Here is a 21,379-nt window from a genome sequence, read left to right on the forward strand (position 1 = left end):
GAGGTCGGTGCATCTGCTGCACCATCAATCTCTTCCCCCTCAGCCGGCTTCGCCGACAGCTCCCCCTTCAGGGGGAGCATCTCAAGGCCTCAACCACCCACGTTGTGGCGCACCAGGGCCTTCATGTCCTTGAAGAGGTCGCCGTCTTCGGAGTTGCGGTCCTTGGCCTTGACGATGGCCACGGCCAGGGGGCCGCCCTTGGGGCCGCGGGCCTCGTAGCCGGCCAGGTGATAGCCGCCGGGGGCCTTGTCGCTGGCCAGGACGAGGGTGGCGCGCACGCCGTCGTTCGCCTTCTGGCGGTGGCGAACGACCGCGCCGTGGTCGTCGGCGCGGATATCGACCTCGCCGTCCTTGTCGTCGGAGCTGCTGACGCGGACGGTGCGGCTCTCGCGGCCGCCGTCCTTGCGCTCCTCGACCGAGGTGGTGCGCTCGCCGTCCTTGCTGGTGACGTTCTTGGTGATGCGGACCTGGGCTTCGCCGTCGTCGGCGTTGATGGTCATGCCGCCGATGCGGATGTTGGCCCCTTCGTCGCGGGCGTCGATGCTGACGCCGGGCAGCCTGATCTGCGCGGTTTCCTTGCCTTTCGGCGCGCCTGGGGCGGCTGGGGCCTTCAGGTGCGGCATCAGGGCCTTGAGGTCGGTCTCGATCGGGTTCAGCGCCGCCTCGGCGTCGTCGCCCTGCAGGGCCACCAGGCGCAGGGTCACCTCGGCGTTGTCGCCGGCGTAGCCGCACGACTTGCCGTCCGGCGCGATGCTGACGCGGGTCAGCCGGCCCTGACGGTCGGGGCAGTCCAGCCGCTCGATGGCGCGCAGCGGCTCGCGCTTGTGGATCACGCGCTCGTGCCGCTCGGTCTTCACCGAGGCGGGCGGCGAGCAGGCGGCGAGGGCGGCGGCGCCGGCGGCCAGGACCAGGATGAGGCGCATCGGGGGATATCCTTCACGTTCGGCGCGAAGGTGTGCGGCTCGGCGACCGGCGTCCAATGAAATTGCGGTAACGGGACTATTGGCCTGGGCGGGCGCTGCCTTCGCGACGGGCCAGGAAGGCCAGACGCTCGAACAGGTGGACGTCCTGCTCGTTCTTGAGCAGGGCGCCGTGCAGCGGCGGGATCAGCTTGGTCGGATCCTTCTCGCGCAGCACGGTCTCGTCGATATCCTCGACCAGCAGCAGCTTGAGCCAGTCCAGCAGCTCCGAGGTCGAGGGCTTCTTCTTCAGGCCCGGCACCTTGCGCATGTCGTAGAAGATGCGCAGCGCCTCGGCGACCAGCTTCTGCTTGATGCCCGGGAAGTGCACGTCGACGATGGCCTGCATCGTCTGCTCCTCGGGGAAGCGGATGTAGTGGAAGAAGCAGCGGCGCAGGAAGGCGTCCGGCAGTTCCTTTTCGTTGTTGGAAGTGATGATCATCACCGGCCGCACCTGGGCCTTGATGGTCTCGCCGGTCTCGTAGACGAAGAACTCCATGCGATCGAGCTCCTGCAGGAGGTCGTTCGGGAACTCGATGTCGGCCTTGTCGATCTCGTCGATCAGCAGCACGGGACGGACGGGCGATTCGAACGCCTCCCAGAGCTTGCCCTTCTTGATGTAGTTCTTGACGTCCTTGACGCGCTCGTCGCCCAGCTGGCTGTCGCGCAGGCGGGTGACGGCGTCGTACTCGTAGAGACCCTGCTGGGCCTTGGTCGTGGACTTGATGTGCCAGGTCAGCAGCGGGGCGTTCATCGCCTTGGCGACCTCGTAGGCCAGCACCGTCTTGCCGGTGCCCGGCTCGCCCTTGATCAGCAGGGGGCGTTCCAGGGCCACGGCCGCGTTGACGGCGACCTTGAGGTCCTCGGTGGCGACGTAGTCGGCGGTGCCTTCGAAGCGCGAGCTCATGCAGTGTCCCTGGACGGCGGCCCCGGATGGAGCGCGCCTCGAACAAGTGTTCAAATCTTCAGGGCTAACCTACAGAGCCGCGCCGCGCGATCAAGACGGGTTCTGCGGGGGCTGGCGATGGCGACGGGCCACCGACGGCGGATCGCTGGCCGGGAAGCTGTCCTCCAGGCCTTCCTCCAGCTGGTCTTCCAGGTATTCCGGCTGGTCGGCGTCGGTTTCGGGATGCTTTTCGGGCTTCGGGTCGGACATGCGTGATCTCCTTGTCGGGCCGCTCGACAGCCTGACGCCACGGGACTTGTGGCGCAACTATTGGCGCGGGCGAGCGGCGGATAGAACGGATCGGGCGCGGCTTTGACGATCGTGATCTAGCGACGCTCGTAGCCGAGGGCCTCGATGTCGTCTTCGGCCAGGCGCGTCGACTCGTAGTCGGACGGCTCTTCGTCGTCGGAGGAGATCAGGTCCTCGTCCGACAGGCCGCCGCCCACGGGATCCAGAGGTTCGCGCTCGACGTTGAGGCCCTCGTCGTCGCGGCCGGCTTCGAGTTCGTCATCGATGTCGTCGAGCTCGGACTCGTCGATGATGTCGTCGTCTTCGTCCTCGGCGGCGTCGTCGTCCGCCTGGGTGACGTCGTAGACGTCGTCGATCTCGTCGAAATTGGCGATGTCCTGGCCGTCGTCGGTCAGGTTGGTCTCGTCCAGGACCTCGGCGACATCCTGCGGGTCGTAGTCGGTTTCCGGCGGCATGGCGGGTCTCCCTGATGGGGCGACGATCGCCGCCCGTTCAGGGAATCAAACCCGCCTCCGCGCCCGATGTTCCTGGCCGACTACTTCGCGAAATCGGCCAGGGCGCCGGCGACGTCGGCCATGATCGGCCGCCAGTCGTCGTAGTCCGGCGCGATGAAGCAGCGGCACTGCGGATACCAGGGCGAATGGTCCGAACCCAGGCGCGTCCACGAGGCTGCGCCGGTCAGCATCCAGATCGGCGCGCCGCAGGCGCCGGCCAGGTTGATGGTGGCGTTGGAGAAGCCGATGACCAGGTCCAGCGCGCAGGAGAGGGCGGCCACGTCGTCCAGATCCTGCTTCAGGTCGATGCCCGGCGGGGTCCAGATCTCGACGCCCAGCTGGTCGCGGGCGTAGGCGATCTCCTCGTCGCAGTCGCCGTACTGGAGATTGATGAACGACATGCCCGGCGTCTTCAGCACCGGTTCCCACAGCTCGAACGGCGAGAACAGGCGGGCGCGCTCGGCGTTCAGCTTCAGGCTCTTCCACAGCAGGCCGACCTTGGGTCCGGGCGGGGCGTCCTCCAGCACCTTCTTCCAGTGGGCGACGCGTTCGGGATCGGGAGTCAGGAAACGCTCGCGCTCGGGGAAGGCCTCGACCGAGGGGCGCAGGGTCTCCAGCAGCGAGCCCATGGGGACCCAGCAGTCGATGCCCGACCAGTCCTCGATGAACGGCGCGTCGCGGTAGATGTGGCCCTGGTAAGAGACGGTGCGGTGAACGGCGACGTTCGCCTGCGGATAGCTGCGCTCGAACAGTGGCACGAGGCGGCGCTCGACCAGGATCGACAGGCCGCCGTCCGGGCCCACGGCCTCCGCGACGTCGGGCAGGGTGTTGGCGAACATCACTTCGTCGCCCAGGCCCTGTTCGGCCACGACCAGGATGCGCTTGCCGGCGAAGCCCTGGTCGGGCGTCCAGCGCTTGACCGGGAACTGGTAGTTGGGAACGCCGGCCAGCTCGGTCGACAGGCGCGCGCTATAGGCGGCCCAGCCTTCGGTCACGCGTCCCAGCGCCAGCAGGATGGTCGAGCGCGCGAAGCTCATGGCCGCCAGGTCTTCCGAGGAATCGGCGACCTGGATGCCGGCGTCGCAGTCGGCCAGGGCGCCTTCGACGTCGCCCAGGTCGAGGCGGGCGAAGGCGCGGTTGTGCAGGCCCTTGCCGAACAGCGGCGCCAGGCGCAGCGCCTCGTCGAAGAAGGTCACGGCGGTGCGGCCTTCGCCCAGGCTGCACATCACCGTGCCCAGGGTGTTCCAGAGCACCGGCTGGGTGGGGTTGGCCTGGATGGCGGGCTTGAGGATGTCGATCGCCGCCGATTCCTGGTTCAGGTCGCGCAGGGCGCAGGCCAGATTGTTGGTCGCTTCCAGGCTGGCGGGGTTGGCGTTCAGGCAGTGCATGAACAGCTTGGCGGCGATTTCCGGCATTTCCATGCGGAAGGCCAGGCGGCCAAGGTCGCCGGCCACGGCGGATTCGTCGGGCAGCAGCTTCAGCGCCGCTTCGTAGCAGTGCATCGAGGAAGCGAAGTCGCCCGTCTTCTCGCGCGCCACGGCCAGGACGTGCCAGGCCGGCCCGGCGCGCTCGTTCTTCTTCAGCGCCTTGAGAGCGGTCTTCTCGGCCAGGACGTACTCGCCGCGCTGCACGGCGATGATCGCCTTGTTCAGCAGCTTGATGGTGGCCGGATCCTGGATCGCCGTGGCCTCGCGATTGAGGCGGGCGATCGAATCGGCGGAGGCGGAATCGCCCAGCTGGGACGCGCGCAGGCCCGGAAGGACCCCTTGACCGGCCGCCTCCTGGGCGGTTGCGAGGGCGGCGGCCGAGATTCCGGAGCCGAGATTGCGGGACATGCGTACACCTTGGCGATTGGGTGGCTTCATCCTCTGGGCGAGTATGCTTAATTGTGTCCTAAGCTGCGACTTACGGTCGCGCGGCCGGCAATAGGGCGTTAACCCGCTGCCCTCTAGGTTCCGGTCGAACGCCATACCGGCGAACCGCCATCGAGGCGGACGGGCGCAGCGATGGAAAGGAACGGCTAGAAGTGCCTTTGAAGCTGTCGCTGAAGCCCGGCGAGAAATTCGTGCTCAACGGGGCGGTCGTCCAGAACGGCGATCGTCGTGGGGTGCTGGTCCTGCAGAACAAGGCCTCGGTGCTGCGTGAAAAGGACATCATGCAGCCCGACCAGGTGACCACGCCATCGCGTCACATCTACTTCCCGGTCATGATGATGTACCTGGAAGAGAGCGGGGCGGAGAAATACTACGACGAGTTCGCCATGCGCCTGACCGAGTTCATGGGCGTGGTGCGGAACCCGGAAGTGCTGGCCGATTGCATCGCGATCTCCAAGCACGTCATGGCCCGCGAATACTACAAGGCGCTCATGCTGAGCCGTAAGTTGATCGATTACGAAGACAAGAGGTTGGGGAATGTCTCTTCGGGCCTACCAGCAGGCGGCGACCAGGACTGAGAATCCGCGTGAGGTCGAGTATCGCCTGTTCGGACAGGTGACGCGCGCCCTCATGGAGGCTTCCCAGGCCGACGTGAACGACATCCAGACGCGCATCCACGCGCTGGACTGGAACCGCCGCGTCTGGTCGGCGCTGGCGACCGATTGCGCGTTGCCCGAGAACACCATGTCCAAGGAGCTGCGCGCGAGCATCATCTCGCTGAGCATCTGGGTGGGGCGTCACTCGAGCCTGGTCATGCGCAAGGAAGAAGACTTCGAGCCGCTGATCGAGATCAACCGCATGATCATGCAGGGGCTGGCCGGCCGCGCCGAGGCGGCCTGATCCGCTAAGGCCTGGCTCGGCGCCGATTGCCGCCTCTCTTCGGAAAAACCTGCCGCCCGGCGAATGTTGCATTCGCCGGGCGGTTTCGTTTCCGGCCCAAGCTTCGAAATTTCCGTTTTATTTCAGTGGATTGCGATTTGGTCTGAACTGGCCCGCCGTTTGCGATGGTTCCCGCGGGCAAAACGCCCGACCGGCAAAATGCCGGGGCTCTCCACCAAAACGGTAGGTTCCTATGATCGCCAACTCCATCAACACCAATGCCGGCGCGATGATCGCGCTGCAAAACCTGAACGCCACCAACTCGGAGCTGACCACCACCCAGCAACGCATCAACACCGGCAAGAAGATCGCGAACGCCAAGGATAACGGCGCGATCTGGTCGATGGCGGAGATGCAGAGCGCGACCTCGAGCTCGTTGAATGCCGTGAAGGACTCGCTCCAGCGCGGTCAGTCGACCATCGACGTTGCGTTGGCGGCCGGCGACACGGTCACCGACCTGCTCGGCAAGATGAAGGAAAAGGCCCTGGCCGCTTCCGACACCTCGCTCAACACCGCCTCGTTCAAAGCGCTGCAGGCCGACTTCACGTCGCTGCGCGACCAGATCACCAAGGCCGTGACCAACGCCAAGTTCAACGGCGCCAGCGTGGTGGACGGTTCGACCACCAAGCTCGCGTTCCTGGCGAACGAAACTGGCGCGGCGTTCACCGTCACCTCGCGGACCCTGTCCCTCACGGGCATCGGTCTGTCGACGACGACGACCTTCACGACGGCCGCCGCTGCAAAGACCATGATCGCCACGATCGATACGGCTCTGCAGACTGCGACCAACAAGCTGGCCTCGCTCGGCACCAACTCGGTGGGCCTGGACATGCACTTGACCTTCATGGGCAAGCTGCAGGACAGCCTCGACGCCGGTGTCGGCAACCTGGTCGATGCGGACATGGCCAAGGAAAGCGCCAAGCTGCAGTCGCTGCAAACCAAGCAGCAACTGGGCGTGCAGGCACTGTCCATCGCCAACCAGGCGCCCCAATCGATCATGTCGCTCTTCCGCGGCTGATCGAAGAAGCGCCGAACCTGGCGATCAAGCGCCGGGCGATCGAAAGGTCGCCCGGCGTTTTCTTTTGTTCCGGGGTCTGATTTTCGCCGATCGATGGTCGGTTTGCGGGTGGGCAATTCGGTCGCATCTGCTGAAACCTGCCCGGCAATATTTGCCGGATGGGTGTGATGCTCGGCAGAAATTGCCGGTTCGCGGTATCCTAAACGAACCTATAACGTTGTAATTTCAATGGCTTAGAATTTTTCGGGGAGTGGGCAGGATTGGCCCGGTAGTTGCTTCCTAGTTCAGCGAGCAAAACGCTCCCGGCAGTCAAAATGACGTCGGACAACCTGAAATAGGAACATATTCGTTATGGCGCTGAACAGCATCAACACGAACTCGGGCGCGATGATCGCCCTGCAAAACCTGAACTCGACCAACAGCGAGCTCAGCGTTACGCAACAACGCATCAACACCGGCAAGAAGATCGGCTCGTCCAAGGACAACGGCGCGATCTGGGCCACCGCCAAGAACCAGTCGGCCACCGCTTCCTCGCTCAACGCCGTGAAGGACTCGCTGCAACGCGGTCAGTCCACCATCGACGTCGCGCTGGCGGCTGGCGATACGGTCACCGACCTGCTCGGCAAGATGAAGGAAAAGGCCCTGGCCGCTTCCGACACCTCGCTGAACACGGCTTCGTTCAAGGCGCTGCAGGCTGACTTCACGTCGCTGCGCGACCAGATCACCAAGGCTGTCTCGAACGCCAAGTTCAACGGCGCCAGCATCATCGACGGCAAGACCACGAAGCTCAGCTTCCTGGCCAACTCGGACGGCACGGCCATCACCGTGAACGCCAAGACCCTGTCGCTGACCGGCATCGGCCTGAGCACCACGACCACCTTCACGACCGCCGCCGCGGCCAAGACGATGATCACCACCATCGACACGGCTCTGCAGACGACGACCAACAAGCTGGCTTCGCTGGGCACCAGCTCGACCGGCCTGGACACCCACCTGAACTTCGTCGGCAAGCTGCAAGACAGCCTCGACGCCGGTGTGGGCAACCTGGTCGACGCCGACCTGGCCAAGGAAAGCGCCAAGCTCCAAGCCCTGCAAACCAAGCAGCAGCTGGGCATCCAGGCGCTCTCGATCGCCAACCAGTCGACCGGCACGGTCCTGAGCCTGTTCCGATAAGGGACGAGCAGGGGGCGATCCTCACGGGTCGCCCCCGCCTTTCTCGCGGCCTCAGGCCGGGGAGGGGAGCAAGAAGGCGCCGCCGCTAAACGGCGGTGATTAGGAGAGATGGAAAACAAGGCCGCGCTGCCGGCTCCGGTTCAAGAGCTGCCCGCGCAAAACCAGATCGTTCCAATGACCGTCCCGGGCAAGGCCTCGGACGGCGAAGTCGTTTCCGGAACCGGCAAGGCCGAGGTCCGCAAGCCCGCCGAGCAGAAGGTCGTCGACGACGGCCCGCAGCCTGGTGACCTGCGTCTCGTGATCGAGCAGGACACCGACAGCGGCGTGTACGTCTACAAGACGGTGGATCGGCGGACGGGCGAGACCCTGAAGCAGTATCCCCGCGAGGACGTGCTGCGCTTCAAGGAGGCGGCCTCCTACGGCCCCGGCGCGATCTACGACGGCCTGACCTAGGGGCCTTCGCGCGTCACGGTTTGCCTGCACGCTTGCGGCGCGACGTCGCAGGCGCAACATGGTTTATAAGCGTTAACCATATTCTTACTCCCCGGGCGGCAAGTTCACGGCCGATCCGCTCGGGCGTCGAATCGCGCACCGAGCTCCTCGTAAGTCGGCGAGAACGCCGTTCGGAGATCGTGATGACGCTGAGCGTGAACACCAATCAGCCTGCGCTGATCGCCCTGCAGAACCTGAACAAGACCAATGACGAGATGCAGGGCGTGCAGACCCGCATCAACACCGGCCTTGCGATCTCCAGCGCCAAGGACAACGCCGCCGTCTGGTCGATCGCCCAGGACCAGCAGGCCGACCGCTCGGCCCTGGCCTCGGTCAAGATGAGCCTGGACCGCGCCACCTCGATCGCCGACGTCGCTCTGACGGCCGGCGAGTCGGTCTCCGACCTGCTCAACCTGATGCGCGAGAAGGTGGTCGCCGCCAAGGACAGCTCGCTGTCGACCCAGGCCCGCACCGCCCTCAACGCCGACTTCCAGGGTCTGCTCAGCAACCTGACCCAGGTGGTCGACAGCGCCACCTTCGACGGCGCCAACATCCTCGACGGCAGCCAGACCAACGCCATCACCTTCCTGGCCGACGCCGACGCCCAGACGGTCATCTCGCTGAACCTGCAGACCCTGTCGCTGGGCAGCCCGAAGAACAGCCTTCTGGCCGGCGACAGCATCGCCACCCTGACCCAGGCCACCGCCGTACTGGCCCGCCTGGACGCCACCATCGCCACGGTCAATCAGGCGGTCGGCTCGATCGGCTCGCAGGCCAAGCAGATCGACGCCCACAACACCTTCGTCTCCAAGCTGTCGGACGTGCTGGAAACGGGCGTGGGCAACCTCGTCGACGCGGACATGGCCAAGGAAAGCGCCCGCCTGCAGGCCCTGCAGGTGAAGCAGCAGCTGGGCGCCCAGGCGCTGTCGATCGCCAACGGCGCCCCGCAGATCATCCTGTCGTTGTTCGGCAACGGCTGACGCGGGGCCTGCCGCTACGTAATTGTCACATCAAACGCCGGTCTTTTCCTAGGCCGGCGTTTCTTGCGTGGTTACTCTGTCTCCCGCAGCGCAAGAGGATTCGCTTCGCATGATCGAACTGCGGGACTTGAAGGACGAGGACGAGGCGGTGCTGTTCCAGTGGCGCGCCGAGCCCGAGGTCGACCGCTGGATGTCGGACGCGGCGTTTCCCAGCCGCGAGGCGCACGCCGCCTGGTTCGACGGCCTGCGCAAGGATCCCGATATGCGCGGCTGGATGATCACGCGCGCCGGCGCGCCGGCCGGTCTGCTGACCCTGACGGGCCTTCAATCGCATCACCGCCGCGCGGGCTGGAACTGGTTCGTCGGCGCGGCCGACGCGCGTCGTCGCGGGGTAGGGCGGGCGGCCCAGGTTCTCGGCCTCGACCGCGCGTTCGGCGAACTCGGCCTGCACAAGGTGTTCGCCGAGGTGATGGCCGACAATGACGCGGCGCTGAAGGCGCAGTCGGCGGCGGGCTTCCGCCGCGAAGGCTATCTGCGCGGCCACGTGCTCAAGAACGGCGAGTCGCGCGACGTGGTTCTGCTGGGCATCCTGGCCGAGGAGTGGGCCGAACTGCGCGACGAGGCCCGTCGGGCGTTGAGCGACGCCCATCTTATCGCGGCCTGACCGAAACTATTCACACGTCTTAACGAAACGTCAGCGTTCGTAACCGAAGATTGCGATGAGTGGCGCATTGCGCCTTCTGTGGAAGCGGTCGTGATCACTTTCGACACCAGTTCGCTGCTGAGCTATTACCAGGCCAAGCTTGGTGTGGGCACGGCTGCGTCCGCGCTGTCTTCGGGCACGACGAGTTCGACCTCCACCGCCAAGCAGGGCATTCCGGCCGCGCCGTGGACGACGGTGACCACCGAGCCCAGCGACCTGGTGAAGGCCGCGCTGAACGGCCGCAAGTTCGTCGACGAAGGCGCCGCCGAGGCCGCCGCGCCGGGCATCAAGGGCGACTACAAGAAGCTGTTCTCGGCCTATCAGGCCCTGAACACCCTGACCGCCATCGCCAATCGCGCCAGCGAGAAGAATGTCTCCGACAGCGAGATCAAGCGCCTGCAGACGGCGCTGACCAAGGGGCTGACGGAGCTCACCAACTACGTCCAGAACGCCAACACCGAAGGCATGCGCCTGACCACCGGCGCGGCCATGACCCAGGACAAGTCCAAGGTCGGCGTGCCCAAGAACGTCTACGGCTACGTCACCAACACGCTCTACAGCGGCCAGATGGACGACGAGGTTCCCGCCTTCAAGGGCGACCAGAAGTTCACGATGTCGGTCACCAAGTTCGGTGAGACCCAGAACCTGACGATGGACCTGGCCGAGATGGGCTCGACGCCGCGGACGATGTCCAACGTGGTCAGCTTCTTCAACAGCAAGCTCCAGGCGGCCGGCTACAACACCACCTTCGCCGTCGAGCGCACGCCGGGCGTGGAGCGGACCGCCACGGTCAACGGCCAGACGGTGAAGCTGCCGGCCACCGGCGACGACTTCGCCCTGCGTATCCGCGGCGACTCCATCGAGAAGCTGAACTTCACCGCGCCGGCGCCCAAGCCTGCCGTCTACATCACCACCGAGGCCGGCAACCCCGACCCCGACAAGGACACCAAGACCGACGACGCGGTCATCGAGAACACCCTGACCAAGTACGGCACAGGCTCCAGCGCTGGCACGGCCGGCGCCAAGGTGTTCTCCGACACGCTGGAAGGCACGGTCGCCAAGGTCCACAAGACCGTCACCGGCCCCGACGGCTCGATCTATGTGCTGGCCGATGTCGAAAAGAGCGTCGAAAGCCAGACGATCAAGGGCGACCAGGACGTCGCTCTGCTGAAATACGATTCCGCCGGCAAGCTGCTCTACGCCCGCAGTCTCGGCGCGGCCGACACCGCCACCGGCTATTCGATCGCTGTCTCCGACGACGGCAAGGTGGCCATTGCCGGCTCGGTGGCCGGCACGCTGAACGGCGTGACCACCGGCCCGATCAATTCCGACAGCAACGGCACGGTCACCGACAGCTTCGTTTCGCTGTACGACGCCAACGGCGACGAGGCCTGGACGGTCCGCCGCGGCGGCTTGCTGGAGGACGAGGCCACGGCCGTGGCCTTCGGCGAGGACGGCGTGGTCTACGTGGCCGGCCGCACCAAGTCCGACCTGCCCGGCGCCACGGGCTCGGCCTCGCAGGGCGGCTACGACAACTATCTGACCGGCTTCGCCACCGATATCGCCGGCACGCCCAAGGCGCTGTTCACCACCCATTTCGGCAGCGCCGAGAACGACACGGTGTCGGGCATCGTCGTCGATGGCGGCAAGGTGATCGTCGCCAGCAAGGAAGGCAGCCAGGCCAAGCTGCGCAGCTTCGACGTCGCCACCACCGTGGTCACCGAGAACCGCACCTCGCTGAACTCGGCCGGCATCTACGAGACCAAGGCGGTCACCTACACCAAGGCCGCCACCATGAACGTCGGTGCGGTGCGTGACCTGGGCACGCTGAAGGGCGGCGACATCGCCGGCATCAGCATCGACAACGGCCAGCTCTATATCGGCGGCTACACCACCAACGGCGAGTTGTCGGTGGGCAACGTCACCTCGGCCGCTTCGGGCGGTTCGGACGGCTTCGTGGCCCGGATCTCGCTCGACCTGACCGACACCGCCGACGACACCATGGCCTACTACGGCGGGACCGGCGACGACACGGTCACGGGCATGGCCGTCTCGAACGGCCAGGTCTGGCTGGTCGGCGCGGCCGGCAAGGACCTGGCGGGCCTGCCCACCGTCGGCACCAAGGACGGCTATGTCGCGCAGATCGACATGGATACCGGCGCAGCGACCTGGGAGCAGCGGCTGACCGGCAAGGACGGCTACGCCACCCCGACCTCGATCGCGGTCGACGCCTCCGGCTCCAGCGCGCTCGATGTCTTTGGCCTGCCGCGCGGGGCGATGAACTTCACCCAGTCGGACAAGATCGTCTCGGCGACCTCGGCCCGCCCTGGCGACACCTTCCAGATCCGTACGCGCGAGCGCGGTCCGCTGACGACCATCACCATCAGCGCCAACGACACGCTCGAAACCCTGGCCGACAAGATCCGCCGCGCCTCCGGCAGCGCGGCCAAGGTGTCGATCAGCAGCGACGGCAACATGCGCAAGCTGTCCATCACGCCGGCCTTCAAGACCTCGACCGTCGAGATCCTGCCGGGCAAGGGCGACAGCGACGTCCTGGATGCGCTGGGCCTTGCCGCGGGCGTGGTGCGCAACACCAAGACCGAGAGCGGCCGCACCGTCTCGGCCGACGGCAAGGGGCCGGTCTACGGCCTCAAGCTCAATCTCGACATGAGCCTGGCCGACGCCGAGTCGCGGGCCACGACCGCCGACCTCCTGAAGTCGGCCACGGCGGCGATCCGCAACGCCTATCGCGAGATGGCCGACATCGCCAACGGGGTGAAGGTCGACACGTCCTCGACCAAGAGCAACACCACCGGCACGACGCCCGCCTACCTGACCAACCAGATCGCCAACTACCAGGCTGCGCTCGACCGCCTGACCGGCGGTTGACAATTGTAAGCGCCCTACGGCGCGGCGACGCTTGAAACCGTCACCAACGCGTCGTAGCCAGGGGGCATGGAACTTCTCAAAGACCGACGCGTGCTGCTGGGCGGCGGAGCGGCCCTGGCTGTGATTGCCGGCCTGGGCGTGGCCTTCGCGCTGATGGGCGGCAAGGACCGCAAGCCGGCCGAGGAACCGCCGGCCTCGCGCGCCGGCCTGATCGTCGAGACGGGGCGGTCCGACGACACCAAGCTCAATGATCCTGCCCGCCCGCTGCGCTGCTTCGTCGGGGGCCAGTTCGTGGGCGAGACTACCCTGGCCGAATGCGCCAAGAAGAACGGCGTGGCCACCGGCGCCCTCGACGTCGGCGTCGACGAGACCGGGGCCCTGGCCGCGGCCGACCAGGCCGGCACGGTGCTGACGCCGCTGCCGCCGCCGACCGTCAACGCGCCGGTCGCCACCGCTCCGACGCCCGCGCCGACCGGACCCGCCGTAGCCAGCAGCGCGCCGCTGGGCGTCTGCCAGCGCTATTCGGGCGGCCAGTGGAACAAGCTGCCGGGCGAGATCACCCAGAACGCATGCATCCAGCAGCTGTTCGCCGGCAAGTGCGAGCGCCCGGGCGGCGCCACCTACGGCCGCTGGGGCGACGAGACGCTGCGCCTGCTGCCGGGACGTGTCGAAGCCTCGTCCGACAACCGCTCGTTCCACCTGGTGGTCGAGCAGGCCGCCAACTGCGCCATTCCCAGCGTCGGCTGAGGGCAAGGAGTCACCTTATGCGCGTTTCCTCCATCGCCGCCGTCCTGGCCCTCGGCGTCGCCGCCATCGGCCTGTCGGGCTGCGTCAAGCAGACCAAGGCGCCCTTCGACCAGGGCGTCTGCCACCATGTCATCGAGAAGAAGGACGGCACGCTGCAGTTCAACCCGGTCGAGCGCAACGTGCCGAACATGGAGACCTGCGCGGCCACGCTGGAAGGCATGCGGATCCGGTTCATGCGGATGGGCCTGCGCCGGGAGCAGCTGACCGGCTCCTACCAGGGCAAGTTCATCTTCGTGGAGAAGGAAGGCATCTATCTGGGCGACAGCTATGAAGGCGCCCGGTTCATGTCGCTGGTCCGCACGGGCGATGGCCGCCTGGCCGTTCCGGGCGCGCTGCCGGCGCGCTGACGCTGGAATTGAGCAGGAGAGGGCGGTGGATAACCGCCCTCCGTTCACAGGAACGTTCGGGGAACAAAGCTTGATTTTGATCTTGCTGAGTCGTTAACGTCCTGGCTTCGAGATTCCGGCGCGTTGGGTCGCCGGGCGAGAGCAGGGCATCGCCAATGGCTGGCAGCGTCAACAAGGTCATCCTCGTCGGCAACCTCGGGGCCGACCCCGAAATCCGCACCCTCAACTCGGGCGACCGCGTCGCCAACCTGCGCATCGCCACGTCCGAGACCTGGCGCGACCGCTCCAGCGGCGAGCGCAAGGAAAAGACCGAGTGGCACCGGGTCGTGATCTTCAACGACAACCTGGTGAAGGTGGCCGAGAGCTACCTGCGCAAGGGCTCGACCGTCTACATCGAGGGCGCCATCCAGACCCGCAAGTGGACCGACCAGCAGGGCCAGGAAAAGTATTCGACCGAAATCGTGCTGCAGAAGTTCCGCGGCGAACTGACGATGCTGGGCGGCCGCGGCGACGGCGCCGGCGCTTCGTCGGGCGGCGGCTATGACGACGGCTACGGCCAGGGCGGCGGCGGTGGCGGCTACGGCGGCGGCCAAGGCGGCGGCAACTTCGGCGGCGGCGCTCCGCGCAGCCAGCCCAGCGGCCCGCGCGAGAGCTTCTCGGCCGACCTGGACGACGAAATCCCGTTCTAGGCGTCCGTCGTCGGATGAAATTCGAAGAGGCGGCCGTTCCGAAAGGGGCGGCCGCCTTTTCTTTGCGCGTTCGGCGCCGGAGCGCGCGGCGCCGAAGCCCGGCAGTGGGCCTATGAGCCTCGCGGTATTTGACGCGCGGGGCGGGACGGCGTGCAGTGTCGCCGTGAAAGGCGTCTGGTGGTGATCGCTGGGCGCCAAGGCCAGATCGATTATAAGCCGTCTCGCCATCAGTATGCGGGACGGGCGAGGGCGTGTCTTTCGTGTCCTGTCGAGTAACGGTGCTGGTGCATATTAAATGATCTCGTTTGTCGCTGGCGGGACCACGAAGAAAAGTGGGCTCCTGTAACGGCGATTTCTGTTTTTTGACCTGCGGTCGGGAGCCAGTCTCGTCGGGGGATCAAAAAGCAGGGGATAGCCGTGATCCAAGTCCAGTCGAGCAAGCATGCGTTTCGTCGTCTGAAGGCCGCCTTGCTGGCGGCCAGCGTCATGGGGGCGGGGGCGCCGGCCCTGGCCGATGAAGACCCCAAGGCGTCCGCCGACACGGTCGACGCCGTGGTGGTCACCGGCAAGCGGGTGTCGGAGGCCAGCGTCGCCATCGGCACCGACCAGGCCACGGCTACAGTCTCGATCACCCGTGAGGCGCTGCTGTCGGCCCCGGCCGGCGTGACCGGCCTGAAGATGCTGGAGAGCCTGCCGGGCTTCAACGTCCAGGCCAACGACGCCCTGGGCATGTACGAGTTCGGCAATTCGGTCTCGGTGCGGGCCTTCAACTTCCAGCAGATCGGCTTCCTGCTCGACGGGATCCCGATGGGCCGCAGCGACCAGTTCGGCGGCAGCCCGATCTATCGCTATGTCGACAACGAGAACCTGGCGCGGGTGCAGGCCTCGGCCGGGGCCGGCGACGTCTCGCTGCCCAGCTACGCCTCGCTTGGGCCGATCGTCGACTACTTCACCAAGGCCCCGGACGTGGAGGCCGGCGGTTCGATCAGCCAGACCCTGGGCGAGGACAACCTGCGCCGTAGCTTCCTGCGCCTGGAGAGCGGCAAGGTCGGTCGGCTGTCGGGCTACGTGGCCGGATCATGGATCAAGGGCGACCTGTGGCGCGGCCCGGGCTTCATCAAGCGCGAACACTACGAGGGCAAGCTCGACTACGCCTTCGAGAGCGGCGGGAACCTGACGTTCCAGACCGTGCACAACGACTATTACGACTACGACTCCCCGTCGATCACCAAGGCCCAGTACGACGGGACGGCGGGCGACCTCTTTGGCCGCAAGGGCAGGGATTTCGCCTATCTCGGCTACGTGCCCAGCCTGCCGGTGACGGCGGCGGGCGTGCCGTACTCCAACACCGCCTACAACCAATACTACAAGTTCGCGGTCAACGCCCGGCGGGACCACCTCTATGGCTTGTCGCTGAACAAGCCGATCGGCGAGGCGTTCGAGATCCGTTCGACGGCCTATTACGAGGACAAGGGCGGCTACGGCGTCTCGCCCGAGGCCTATTCGACCTCACTGGCCAGCTACAACGCCGAGCGCCTGATCGTGGCCAGCCTGACAGCGCCCAAGGGCGTGCAGTACGGTCTCTCGGGCGTCGACGGCAAGCGCAAGGGGATCACCGTCGGCGGAACCTGGCGGGCGGGACGCCATACCGTCCAGGCCGGCGTCTGGCTGGAGAAGGACGACTACCACCGCACCCAGGCCCGCTATAATACCGCGGGCGGCCACCCCGACGGCGCGGCGCTGCTGAACGAGCCCGTGCACCTGCAGCGCAACTACGTCTCCACCCGCGAGACCACCCAGTTCTTCCTGAAGGACACGGTGCGGCTGCTGGACGACAGGTTGAAGGTCGAGCTGGGCTTCAAGGCCACCGACATCGACTACGAGATCGCCGGCTATCGCAATCCGGCCGATTACATCGCCCAGCGCCGGCCCAGGATCACCGACAACTGGAAGGACAGCTTCCTGCCGCAGGTGGGCCTGGTCTATTCGATCAACAGCCGCGACCAGGTGTTCGCCTCGTACTCCGAGAACCTGGCCCTGCCGCGCGGCGCCGACGACATCTTCTCGGCCGCCAGCCCCGCGGCCCCCGGACCCGACGCCGAGACCTCGCAGAACCTCGAGATCGGCTATCGCGCCAACCGACCGACCTTCAACGCCTCGGTCGTGGCCTACTACACCGCCTTCGAGAACCGCTTGCAGTCCTACGCCTCGGTGGTGCCGGGCAGCACAACGACCGAGACCTTCTTCCAGAACGTCGGCGGGGTGGAGGCCCACGGCGCCGAGTTCAGCGGCCAGTGGAAGCCGCAGCTTCTGGGCGGCAAGGTCTATTTCAACGCCAACCTGTCGTACAACCGCGCCGAGTTCGAGAACAACTTCGGTGTCCAGCCGATCGCGGGCAACACCTTGCCGGACTTTCCGACCTGGCTGTTCCAGGGCGGCGTAACCTGGGAGCCGACCGACTGGGCGCTGGTCAATGTCTCGGCGCGCCACCTCAGCGACCGCTACACCAACATGCGCAACACCGAGAAGACGGACGGCTACACGGTGTGGAACGCCTATGTCGATCTGGGCGACGGCTTCGGCGTGGGGCCGCTGAAGCAGGTCAAGGCGCGGATCAACGTCGATAACCTCTTCGACGAGGACTATCTCGGCACGATCAGCACCACCGTGGACACTCTGGCCACCTTCCGGCCGGGCTCGCACCGTACCTTCCAGGTGACGCTTTCGGCCGACTTCTAGGTCGAAAGCTCGGCCACGACCTGTTCGCACAGGCGGTGGGTTTCCAGGGCGTCGAGGGCCGACAGCCGTCGGTCCTCGCGCACGGCGCAGAGGAAGGTCTCGATCATCGCCGCAAAGCCGCGCTGTCGGCCGACGCTCGTCCAGTCGCCGCGGCGGATCAGGCGCTCGCCGCCGGCGAAGTCGGTGACATCGGCGAGGTTGACGATCCGGCGCTTTATCCCGCCGCCCATCACCTCCAACACCTCTTCGTTGGCGCCGCTGACGCGGTTCATGATCCCGACGGCGTCGCGGCCGGCGCCGGTCAGGTGCAGCATCACGTGCTCCAGCAGGTCGCCGTCGAGGCGGCCGCTGATCCGGGCCTGCGTCGCGCCCGGCGCCAGGAAGCGCAAGGAATCGACCACGTGGATGAAGTCGTCGAAGACGGTGCGCCGCACGCCGTCGGCATGGCCCGTGCGGTTCTTCTGCATCAGCACAAACGGGGCGTTCAGCGCCGCCGCCTCGGCCTGGGCGGGGGCGTGACGGCGATTGAAGCCGACCATCAATGAAATCCCGCGCGTTTCCGCCAGGTCGACCAGCGGCTCGCTGGCCTCAAGCGTGTCAGCGATCGGCTTGTCGACCAGGGTGGGCACGCCGGCCTCGATCAGGCGGCGGACGATGACCGGATGGACCTCGGTGGCGGCGTGAACGAAGGCGGCGTCGAGCCCCTGGTCCAAGGCCGCGTCCAGGTCTGTGTGCAGGCGGTCGACCCGCCAGGCGGCGCCCAACTCGTCGAGCGTGGCGGTGCTGCGGGTGACGAAGGCCAGTTGCACGTCGGCGCGGGTTCCCAGCACCGGCAGGTAGGCTTTGCGGGCGATGTCACCCAGGCCGATCATCGCCACGCGCATGCGTCAGAGCCCCTTCGCCAGATGGTCGGCCAGCTCACTTGCGTCCCAATGTTCGTTACGGGGCGCAAGGAAGATCGGCGTGTCGCGCTCGAAGGCGGCCAGAGCCTCGGCGGTCTGGACGAGGTCGGGCGCATCCAGGCTCTCGCTCATGACGATGGCGGCCACGGTGACGCCCCGGGCCCGCAGGGCGACCAGGGCGGTCAGTACGTGGCTGATCGTGCCGAGATAGGAGCCGGCGATCAGCAGGACGGGCAGATCAAGATCCGCGATCAGGTCGAGATTGGTCGCCTCGTCGGTCAGCGGCGACATCACCCCGCCGGCGCCTTCCACCAGCATCAGGTCGTGGCCGCCGGCCAGGGCCCCGCGGCAGTCGGCGACCAGGTCGGCGATCCGCAGCACATCGCCTTCGAGACGCGCGGCCAGGTTCGGGGCGAGCGGCGCCAGATAGCGGCGCGGCGAGATGCGGGGCAGGGCGGTCGGGTCGCCCAGGGCGTCGGCCAGGCGCGCGGGGTCGCTGGCGCTCGGATTTGAGGGATCGAAGCCGCTGACCACTGGCTTGAAGGCGTCCACCGCCACGCCCTTGGCCTTCAGGGCCCGGATGAGGGCGCAGGCGACGTGGGTCTTGCCGATGTCGGTGCCGGTTCCGGCGATGAACAGGGCGCTCATCGGCTCGCCTCCACGTAGGGGCGGACCAGAGCGGCGAGGCGCAGGACCTCGTCGTCCGGGTGCTCGGCGCTGAAGGCCAGGCGCAGGCGGGCGGTGCCGGCGGGTACGGTCGGCGGGCGGATGGCGACCACCAGGAAACCCTCTGCCTCCAGGGCGGCGGAGGCGGCCAGGGCCGCGTCCGCCTCGCCGATCACCACCGGCACGATCGGGCTCTCGGCCCGGGGTAGGCCGGCCGCCTGCGTGAACAGGCGCGCCTTGCGCAGTGGGGCGGCGGCGAAGGCAGGGTCGGCCTCGATCAGGTCGAGCGCGGCGATGGCGGCGGCGGCGGAGGCCGGCGGCAGGCCGGTGGTGTAGACGACCGTGCGGGCGCGGGTCTTGAGGAAGTCGACCACGCTTTGCGAGCCGCACAGATAGCCGCCGTAAGAGCCCAGCGCCTTGGACAGCGTGCCCATCTGCAGCGGGATCACGGCCTCGGGAAACAGGGCGGCCGTGCCCTTGCCGTCGCCCAGCACGCCCACGCCGTGGGCGTCGTCGACCAGCAGCCAGGCGTCGTTGGCCTCGCAGACCGCCGACAGCCAGTCGAGCGGGGCGACGTCGCCGTCCATCGAGAACACCCCGTCGGTGGCGACGATGGCGTGGCGGAAGCTCGACCGGTGCTCGGCCAGCAGCTCGGCCAAGGCGTCGCTGTCGTTATGCGGGAAGCTGACGACCTTGGCGCCGGACAGCTGAGCGCCGGCCCAGATACAGGCGTGGGCCAGCTCGTCGATGAAGACCACGTCCTGCTTGCCGGCGAAGGTGGGGATCACCCCGGTGTTGGCCAGGTAGCCCGAGCCGAACACCACGCAGGCTTCTGTTCCCTTCAGGCGAGCCAGGCGCGTCTCGAGTTCCTCGATCAGAGGATTGTCGCCGGTGACCAGGCGCGAGGCGCCCGAGCCGGCGCCATGTGCGACCACGGCGGCCTGGGCGGCGGCGATGACGGCCGGGTGCTGCGACAGGCCCAGATAGTCGTTGCAGGAGAACGACAGCAGGCGCTTGCCGTCGCGCTCGACGACCGCGCCGGGCAGCCGACGGGTGGGCTTGAGGCGGCGGCGCAGGCTCATGGCCTCCAGGGCTGCGAGCTTGCCGCTCGCGAAGGCGTCCAGACTGTGCATTCCGATTCCTGTTTGCCCAGATTCCGATTTGCTCGGGAGCGGGGACGCTCTAGGCAAGCGGCCCCTCCGGCGCAACGAAAGGATCGCCATGACCACTCCCGACTGGCTCGCTGAAGGCGCCAAGCACGTGTGGCGGCCCTACTGCCAGATGAAGACGGCCCCGGCGCCGCTTCCGGTCGTGCGCACCCACGGCTCGCGGATCGTGCTGGAGGACGGGCGCGAACTGGTCGACGGCATCGCCAGCTGGTGGACGGCGGTGCACGGCTACAACCATCCGCACATCGCCGCCGCCGTGCGTGAGCAGTTGGAGGCCATGCCTCACGTGATGTTCGGCGGCCTGGCGCACGCGCCGGCCTATCAGCTGGCCGCGCGGCTGGCGGCGATTTTGCCGGGCGAACTGGATCACGTGTTCTTCGCCGAGTCCGGTTCGGTCTCGGTCGAGATCGCCATGAAGATGGCGCTGCAGTTCCACATCAATCGCGGCGAGACGGGCCGAACGCGCTTCCTGTCGTTCCGCGGCGGCTATCACGGGGACACCCTGGCGACGATGACGGTCTGCGACCCGGAGGAGGGGATGCACAGCCTGTTCTCGGGCGTCATGCCGGCCCAGGTCATCGCCGACCTGCCGGTGGACGACGCCTCCGAAGCCGCGCTCGACACTCTGCTGGCGCAGCGGGGCGGGGAGATCGCCGCCATGCTGACCGAGCCGCTGGTGCAGGGCGCCGGCGGCATGCTGTTCCATGATCCGGAGGTCCTGCGGCGCCTGCGCCGACTGGCCGACAAGCACGGCGTGCTGCTGATCTTCGACGAGATCTTCACCGGCTTTGGCCGGACCGGCGAGCTCTTCGCCATGCAGGCCGCCGGGATCGAGCCCGATATCGTCACCCTGTCGAAGGCCCTGACCGGCGGCACCCTGCCGCTGTCGGCCGCCGTGGCCTCGCGCAAGGTGTTCGAGGCCTTCTGGTCCGATGACGCCGGCGCGGCCCTGATGCACGGCCCCACCTACATGGGCAACGCCCTGGCCTGCGCCGCCGCCAACGCCTCGCTCGATCTGTTCGAGGCCGGAAGCTGGAAGGCCGACGTGGCCCGGGTCTCGGCGGCCCTGAAGGAAGGCCTGGAGCCTTGCCGCACCGCGCCGGGCGTCGTCGACGTGCGGGTGCTGGGCGCGATCGGCGTGGTGGAGTTCGCCTCGCCGGTGGCCGTCGGCGCGCTGTGCCAGGCCTTCGCCGAGAAGGGCGCGTGGATACGGCCGATGGGCAAGGTAGTCTATCTGACGCCGGCCTATACGACGCCGGGGGCGGACCTCGACATCCTTCTGTCGGCCATTCGCGAGGTCATCGGCGCCGGCGGGGTTGAAGGATCGGGCGGGGTCTGATCCAA

Annotated in this window: 21 protein-coding genes; 13 read left to right on the forward strand and 8 right to left on the reverse strand. The window is 67.1% G+C overall.

The annotated features are described in order from the left end of the window. Nucleotides 1–89: 89 nt before the first annotated feature. From ACODR1_RS12365 to ACODR1_RS12385, 5 genes are all read right to left on the reverse strand, one after another. Nucleotides 90–923, reverse strand: a complete 834-nt coding sequence (locus ACODR1_RS12365; protein ID WP_488880719.1) for a hypothetical protein — start codon at nt 921–923, stop codon at nt 90–92. Nucleotides 924–999: 76 nt separating this feature from the next. Continuing rightward, on the reverse strand, nt 1,000–1,866 hold the full coding sequence (locus ACODR1_RS12370) for an AAA family ATPase (RefSeq protein WP_101718931.1): 867 nt from the start codon (nt 1,864–1,866) through the stop codon (nt 1,000–1,002). A 90-nt stretch (nt 1,867–1,956) separates the two neighbouring features. Further along, entirely contained in the window at nt 1,957–2,115 is a 159-nt protein-coding gene (locus ACODR1_RS12375) for a hypothetical protein (protein ID WP_488880720.1), read from the reverse strand. A gap of 116 nt (nt 2,116–2,231) precedes the next feature. Further along, entirely contained in the window at nt 2,232–2,609 is a 378-nt protein-coding gene (locus ACODR1_RS12380) for a primosomal protein (protein ID WP_488880721.1), read from the reverse strand. 80 nt (nt 2,610–2,689) lie between these two features. Next, nucleotides 2,690–4,483, reverse strand: a complete 1,794-nt coding sequence (locus tag ACODR1_RS12385; protein ID WP_488880722.1) for a flagellar protein FlbA — start codon at nt 4,481–4,483, stop codon at nt 2,690–2,692. 191 nt (nt 4,484–4,674) lie between these two features. Between ACODR1_RS12385 and flbT the strand changes: the two genes are divergently transcribed. The 12 genes from flbT (at nt 4,675) to ACODR1_RS12445 (ending at nt 17,298) form a co-directional block, all read left to right on the forward strand. Continuing rightward, nucleotides 4,675–5,100, forward strand: a complete 426-nt coding sequence (gene flbT, locus ACODR1_RS12390) for a flagellar biosynthesis repressor FlbT (RefSeq protein ID WP_058350349.1) — start codon at nt 4,675–4,677, stop codon at nt 5,098–5,100. After that, nucleotides 5,060–5,422 (forward strand): flagellar biosynthesis regulator FlaF, encoded by a 363-nt coding sequence (gene flaF / locus ACODR1_RS12395; RefSeq protein ID WP_488880723.1) that lies wholly within the window; start codon nt 5,060–5,062, stop codon nt 5,420–5,422. Before flbT ends, flaF begins: the two co-directional genes overlap by 41 nt. Nucleotides 5,423–5,654: 232 nt before the next feature. Then, a complete protein-coding gene (locus ACODR1_RS12400) occupies nt 5,655–6,479 on the forward strand; it encodes a flagellin (protein ID WP_488880724.1) in 825 nt (274 codons plus the stop codon). Between the two features lie 351 nt (nt 6,480–6,830). Then, on the forward strand, nt 6,831–7,652 hold the full coding sequence (locus ACODR1_RS12405) for a flagellin (protein ID WP_488880725.1): 822 nt from the start codon (nt 6,831–6,833) through the stop codon (nt 7,650–7,652). Nucleotides 7,653–7,826: 174 nt separating this feature from the next. After that, entirely contained in the window at nt 7,827–8,105 is a 279-nt protein-coding gene (locus tag ACODR1_RS12410) for a hypothetical protein (RefSeq protein ID WP_488880726.1), read from the forward strand. A 182-nt stretch (nt 8,106–8,287) separates the two neighbouring features. Next, entirely contained in the window at nt 8,288–9,124 is an 837-nt protein-coding gene (locus tag ACODR1_RS12415) for a flagellin (protein ID WP_058350297.1), read from the forward strand. 109 nt (nt 9,125–9,233) lie between these two features. Then, nucleotides 9,234–9,788, forward strand: coding sequence for a UDP-4-amino-4,6-dideoxy-N-acetyl-beta-L-altrosamine N-acetyltransferase (pseH, locus tag ACODR1_RS12420; RefSeq protein ID WP_488880727.1), 555 nt, complete (start codon nt 9,234–9,236; stop codon nt 9,786–9,788). 90 nt (nt 9,789–9,878) lie between these two features. Then, entirely contained in the window at nt 9,879–12,716 is a 2,838-nt protein-coding gene (locus ACODR1_RS12425; protein ID WP_488880728.1) for a hypothetical protein, read from the forward strand. 66 nt (nt 12,717–12,782) lie between these two features. Continuing rightward, nucleotides 12,783–13,463 carry a hypothetical protein gene (locus ACODR1_RS12430; RefSeq protein WP_488880729.1) on the forward strand — a complete coding sequence of 227 codons (681 nt, stop codon included), beginning with the start codon at nt 12,783–12,785 and terminating at the stop codon, nt 13,461–13,463. A 17-nt stretch (nt 13,464–13,480) separates the two neighbouring features. Beyond that, nucleotides 13,481–13,870 (forward strand): hypothetical protein, encoded by a 390-nt coding sequence (locus tag ACODR1_RS12435; protein ID WP_488880730.1) that lies wholly within the window; start codon nt 13,481–13,483, stop codon nt 13,868–13,870. A gap of 155 nt (nt 13,871–14,025) precedes the next feature. Then, complete coding sequence (gene ssb / locus ACODR1_RS12440; RefSeq protein WP_058350301.1) at nt 14,026–14,559, forward strand: single-stranded DNA-binding protein; 534 nt, start codon at nt 14,026–14,028, stop codon at nt 14,557–14,559. 420 nt (nt 14,560–14,979) lie between these two features. Continuing rightward, nucleotides 14,980–17,298: a TonB-dependent receptor family protein gene (locus ACODR1_RS12445; RefSeq protein ID WP_488880805.1), complete on the forward strand. Its 2,319-nt coding sequence runs from the start codon at nt 14,980–14,982 to the stop codon at nt 17,296–17,298. Here ACODR1_RS12445 and ACODR1_RS12450 read toward each other — a convergent pair. The 3 genes from ACODR1_RS12450 to bioF are packed head-to-tail and all read right to left on the reverse strand — an operon-like array spanning nt 17,295 to nt 19,999. Next, nucleotides 17,295–18,182 carry a Gfo/Idh/MocA family protein gene (locus ACODR1_RS12450; protein ID WP_488880731.1) on the reverse strand — a complete coding sequence of 296 codons (888 nt, stop codon included), beginning with the start codon at nt 18,180–18,182 and terminating at the stop codon, nt 17,295–17,297. The two genes, ACODR1_RS12445 and ACODR1_RS12450, sit on opposite strands and share 4 nt — an antisense overlap. Nucleotides 18,183–18,185: 3 nt before the next feature. Beyond that, nucleotides 18,186–18,848, reverse strand: a complete 663-nt coding sequence (gene bioD, locus ACODR1_RS12455) for a dethiobiotin synthase (protein ID WP_488880732.1) — start codon at nt 18,846–18,848, stop codon at nt 18,186–18,188. Beyond that, on the reverse strand, nt 18,845–19,999 hold the full coding sequence (gene bioF, locus ACODR1_RS12460) for an 8-amino-7-oxononanoate synthase (RefSeq protein ID WP_488880733.1): 1,155 nt from the start codon (nt 19,997–19,999) through the stop codon (nt 18,845–18,847). Before bioF ends, bioD begins: the two co-directional genes overlap by 4 nt. Nucleotides 20,000–20,087: 88 nt before the next feature. Between bioF and ACODR1_RS12465 the strand changes: the two genes are divergently transcribed. Next, nucleotides 20,088–21,374 (forward strand): adenosylmethionine--8-amino-7-oxononanoate transaminase, encoded by a 1,287-nt coding sequence (locus ACODR1_RS12465; RefSeq protein ID WP_488880734.1) that lies wholly within the window; start codon nt 20,088–20,090, stop codon nt 21,372–21,374. Nucleotides 21,375–21,379: the final 5 nt, after the last annotated feature.

The organism is Caulobacter sp. FG7 (assembly GCF_057808875.1).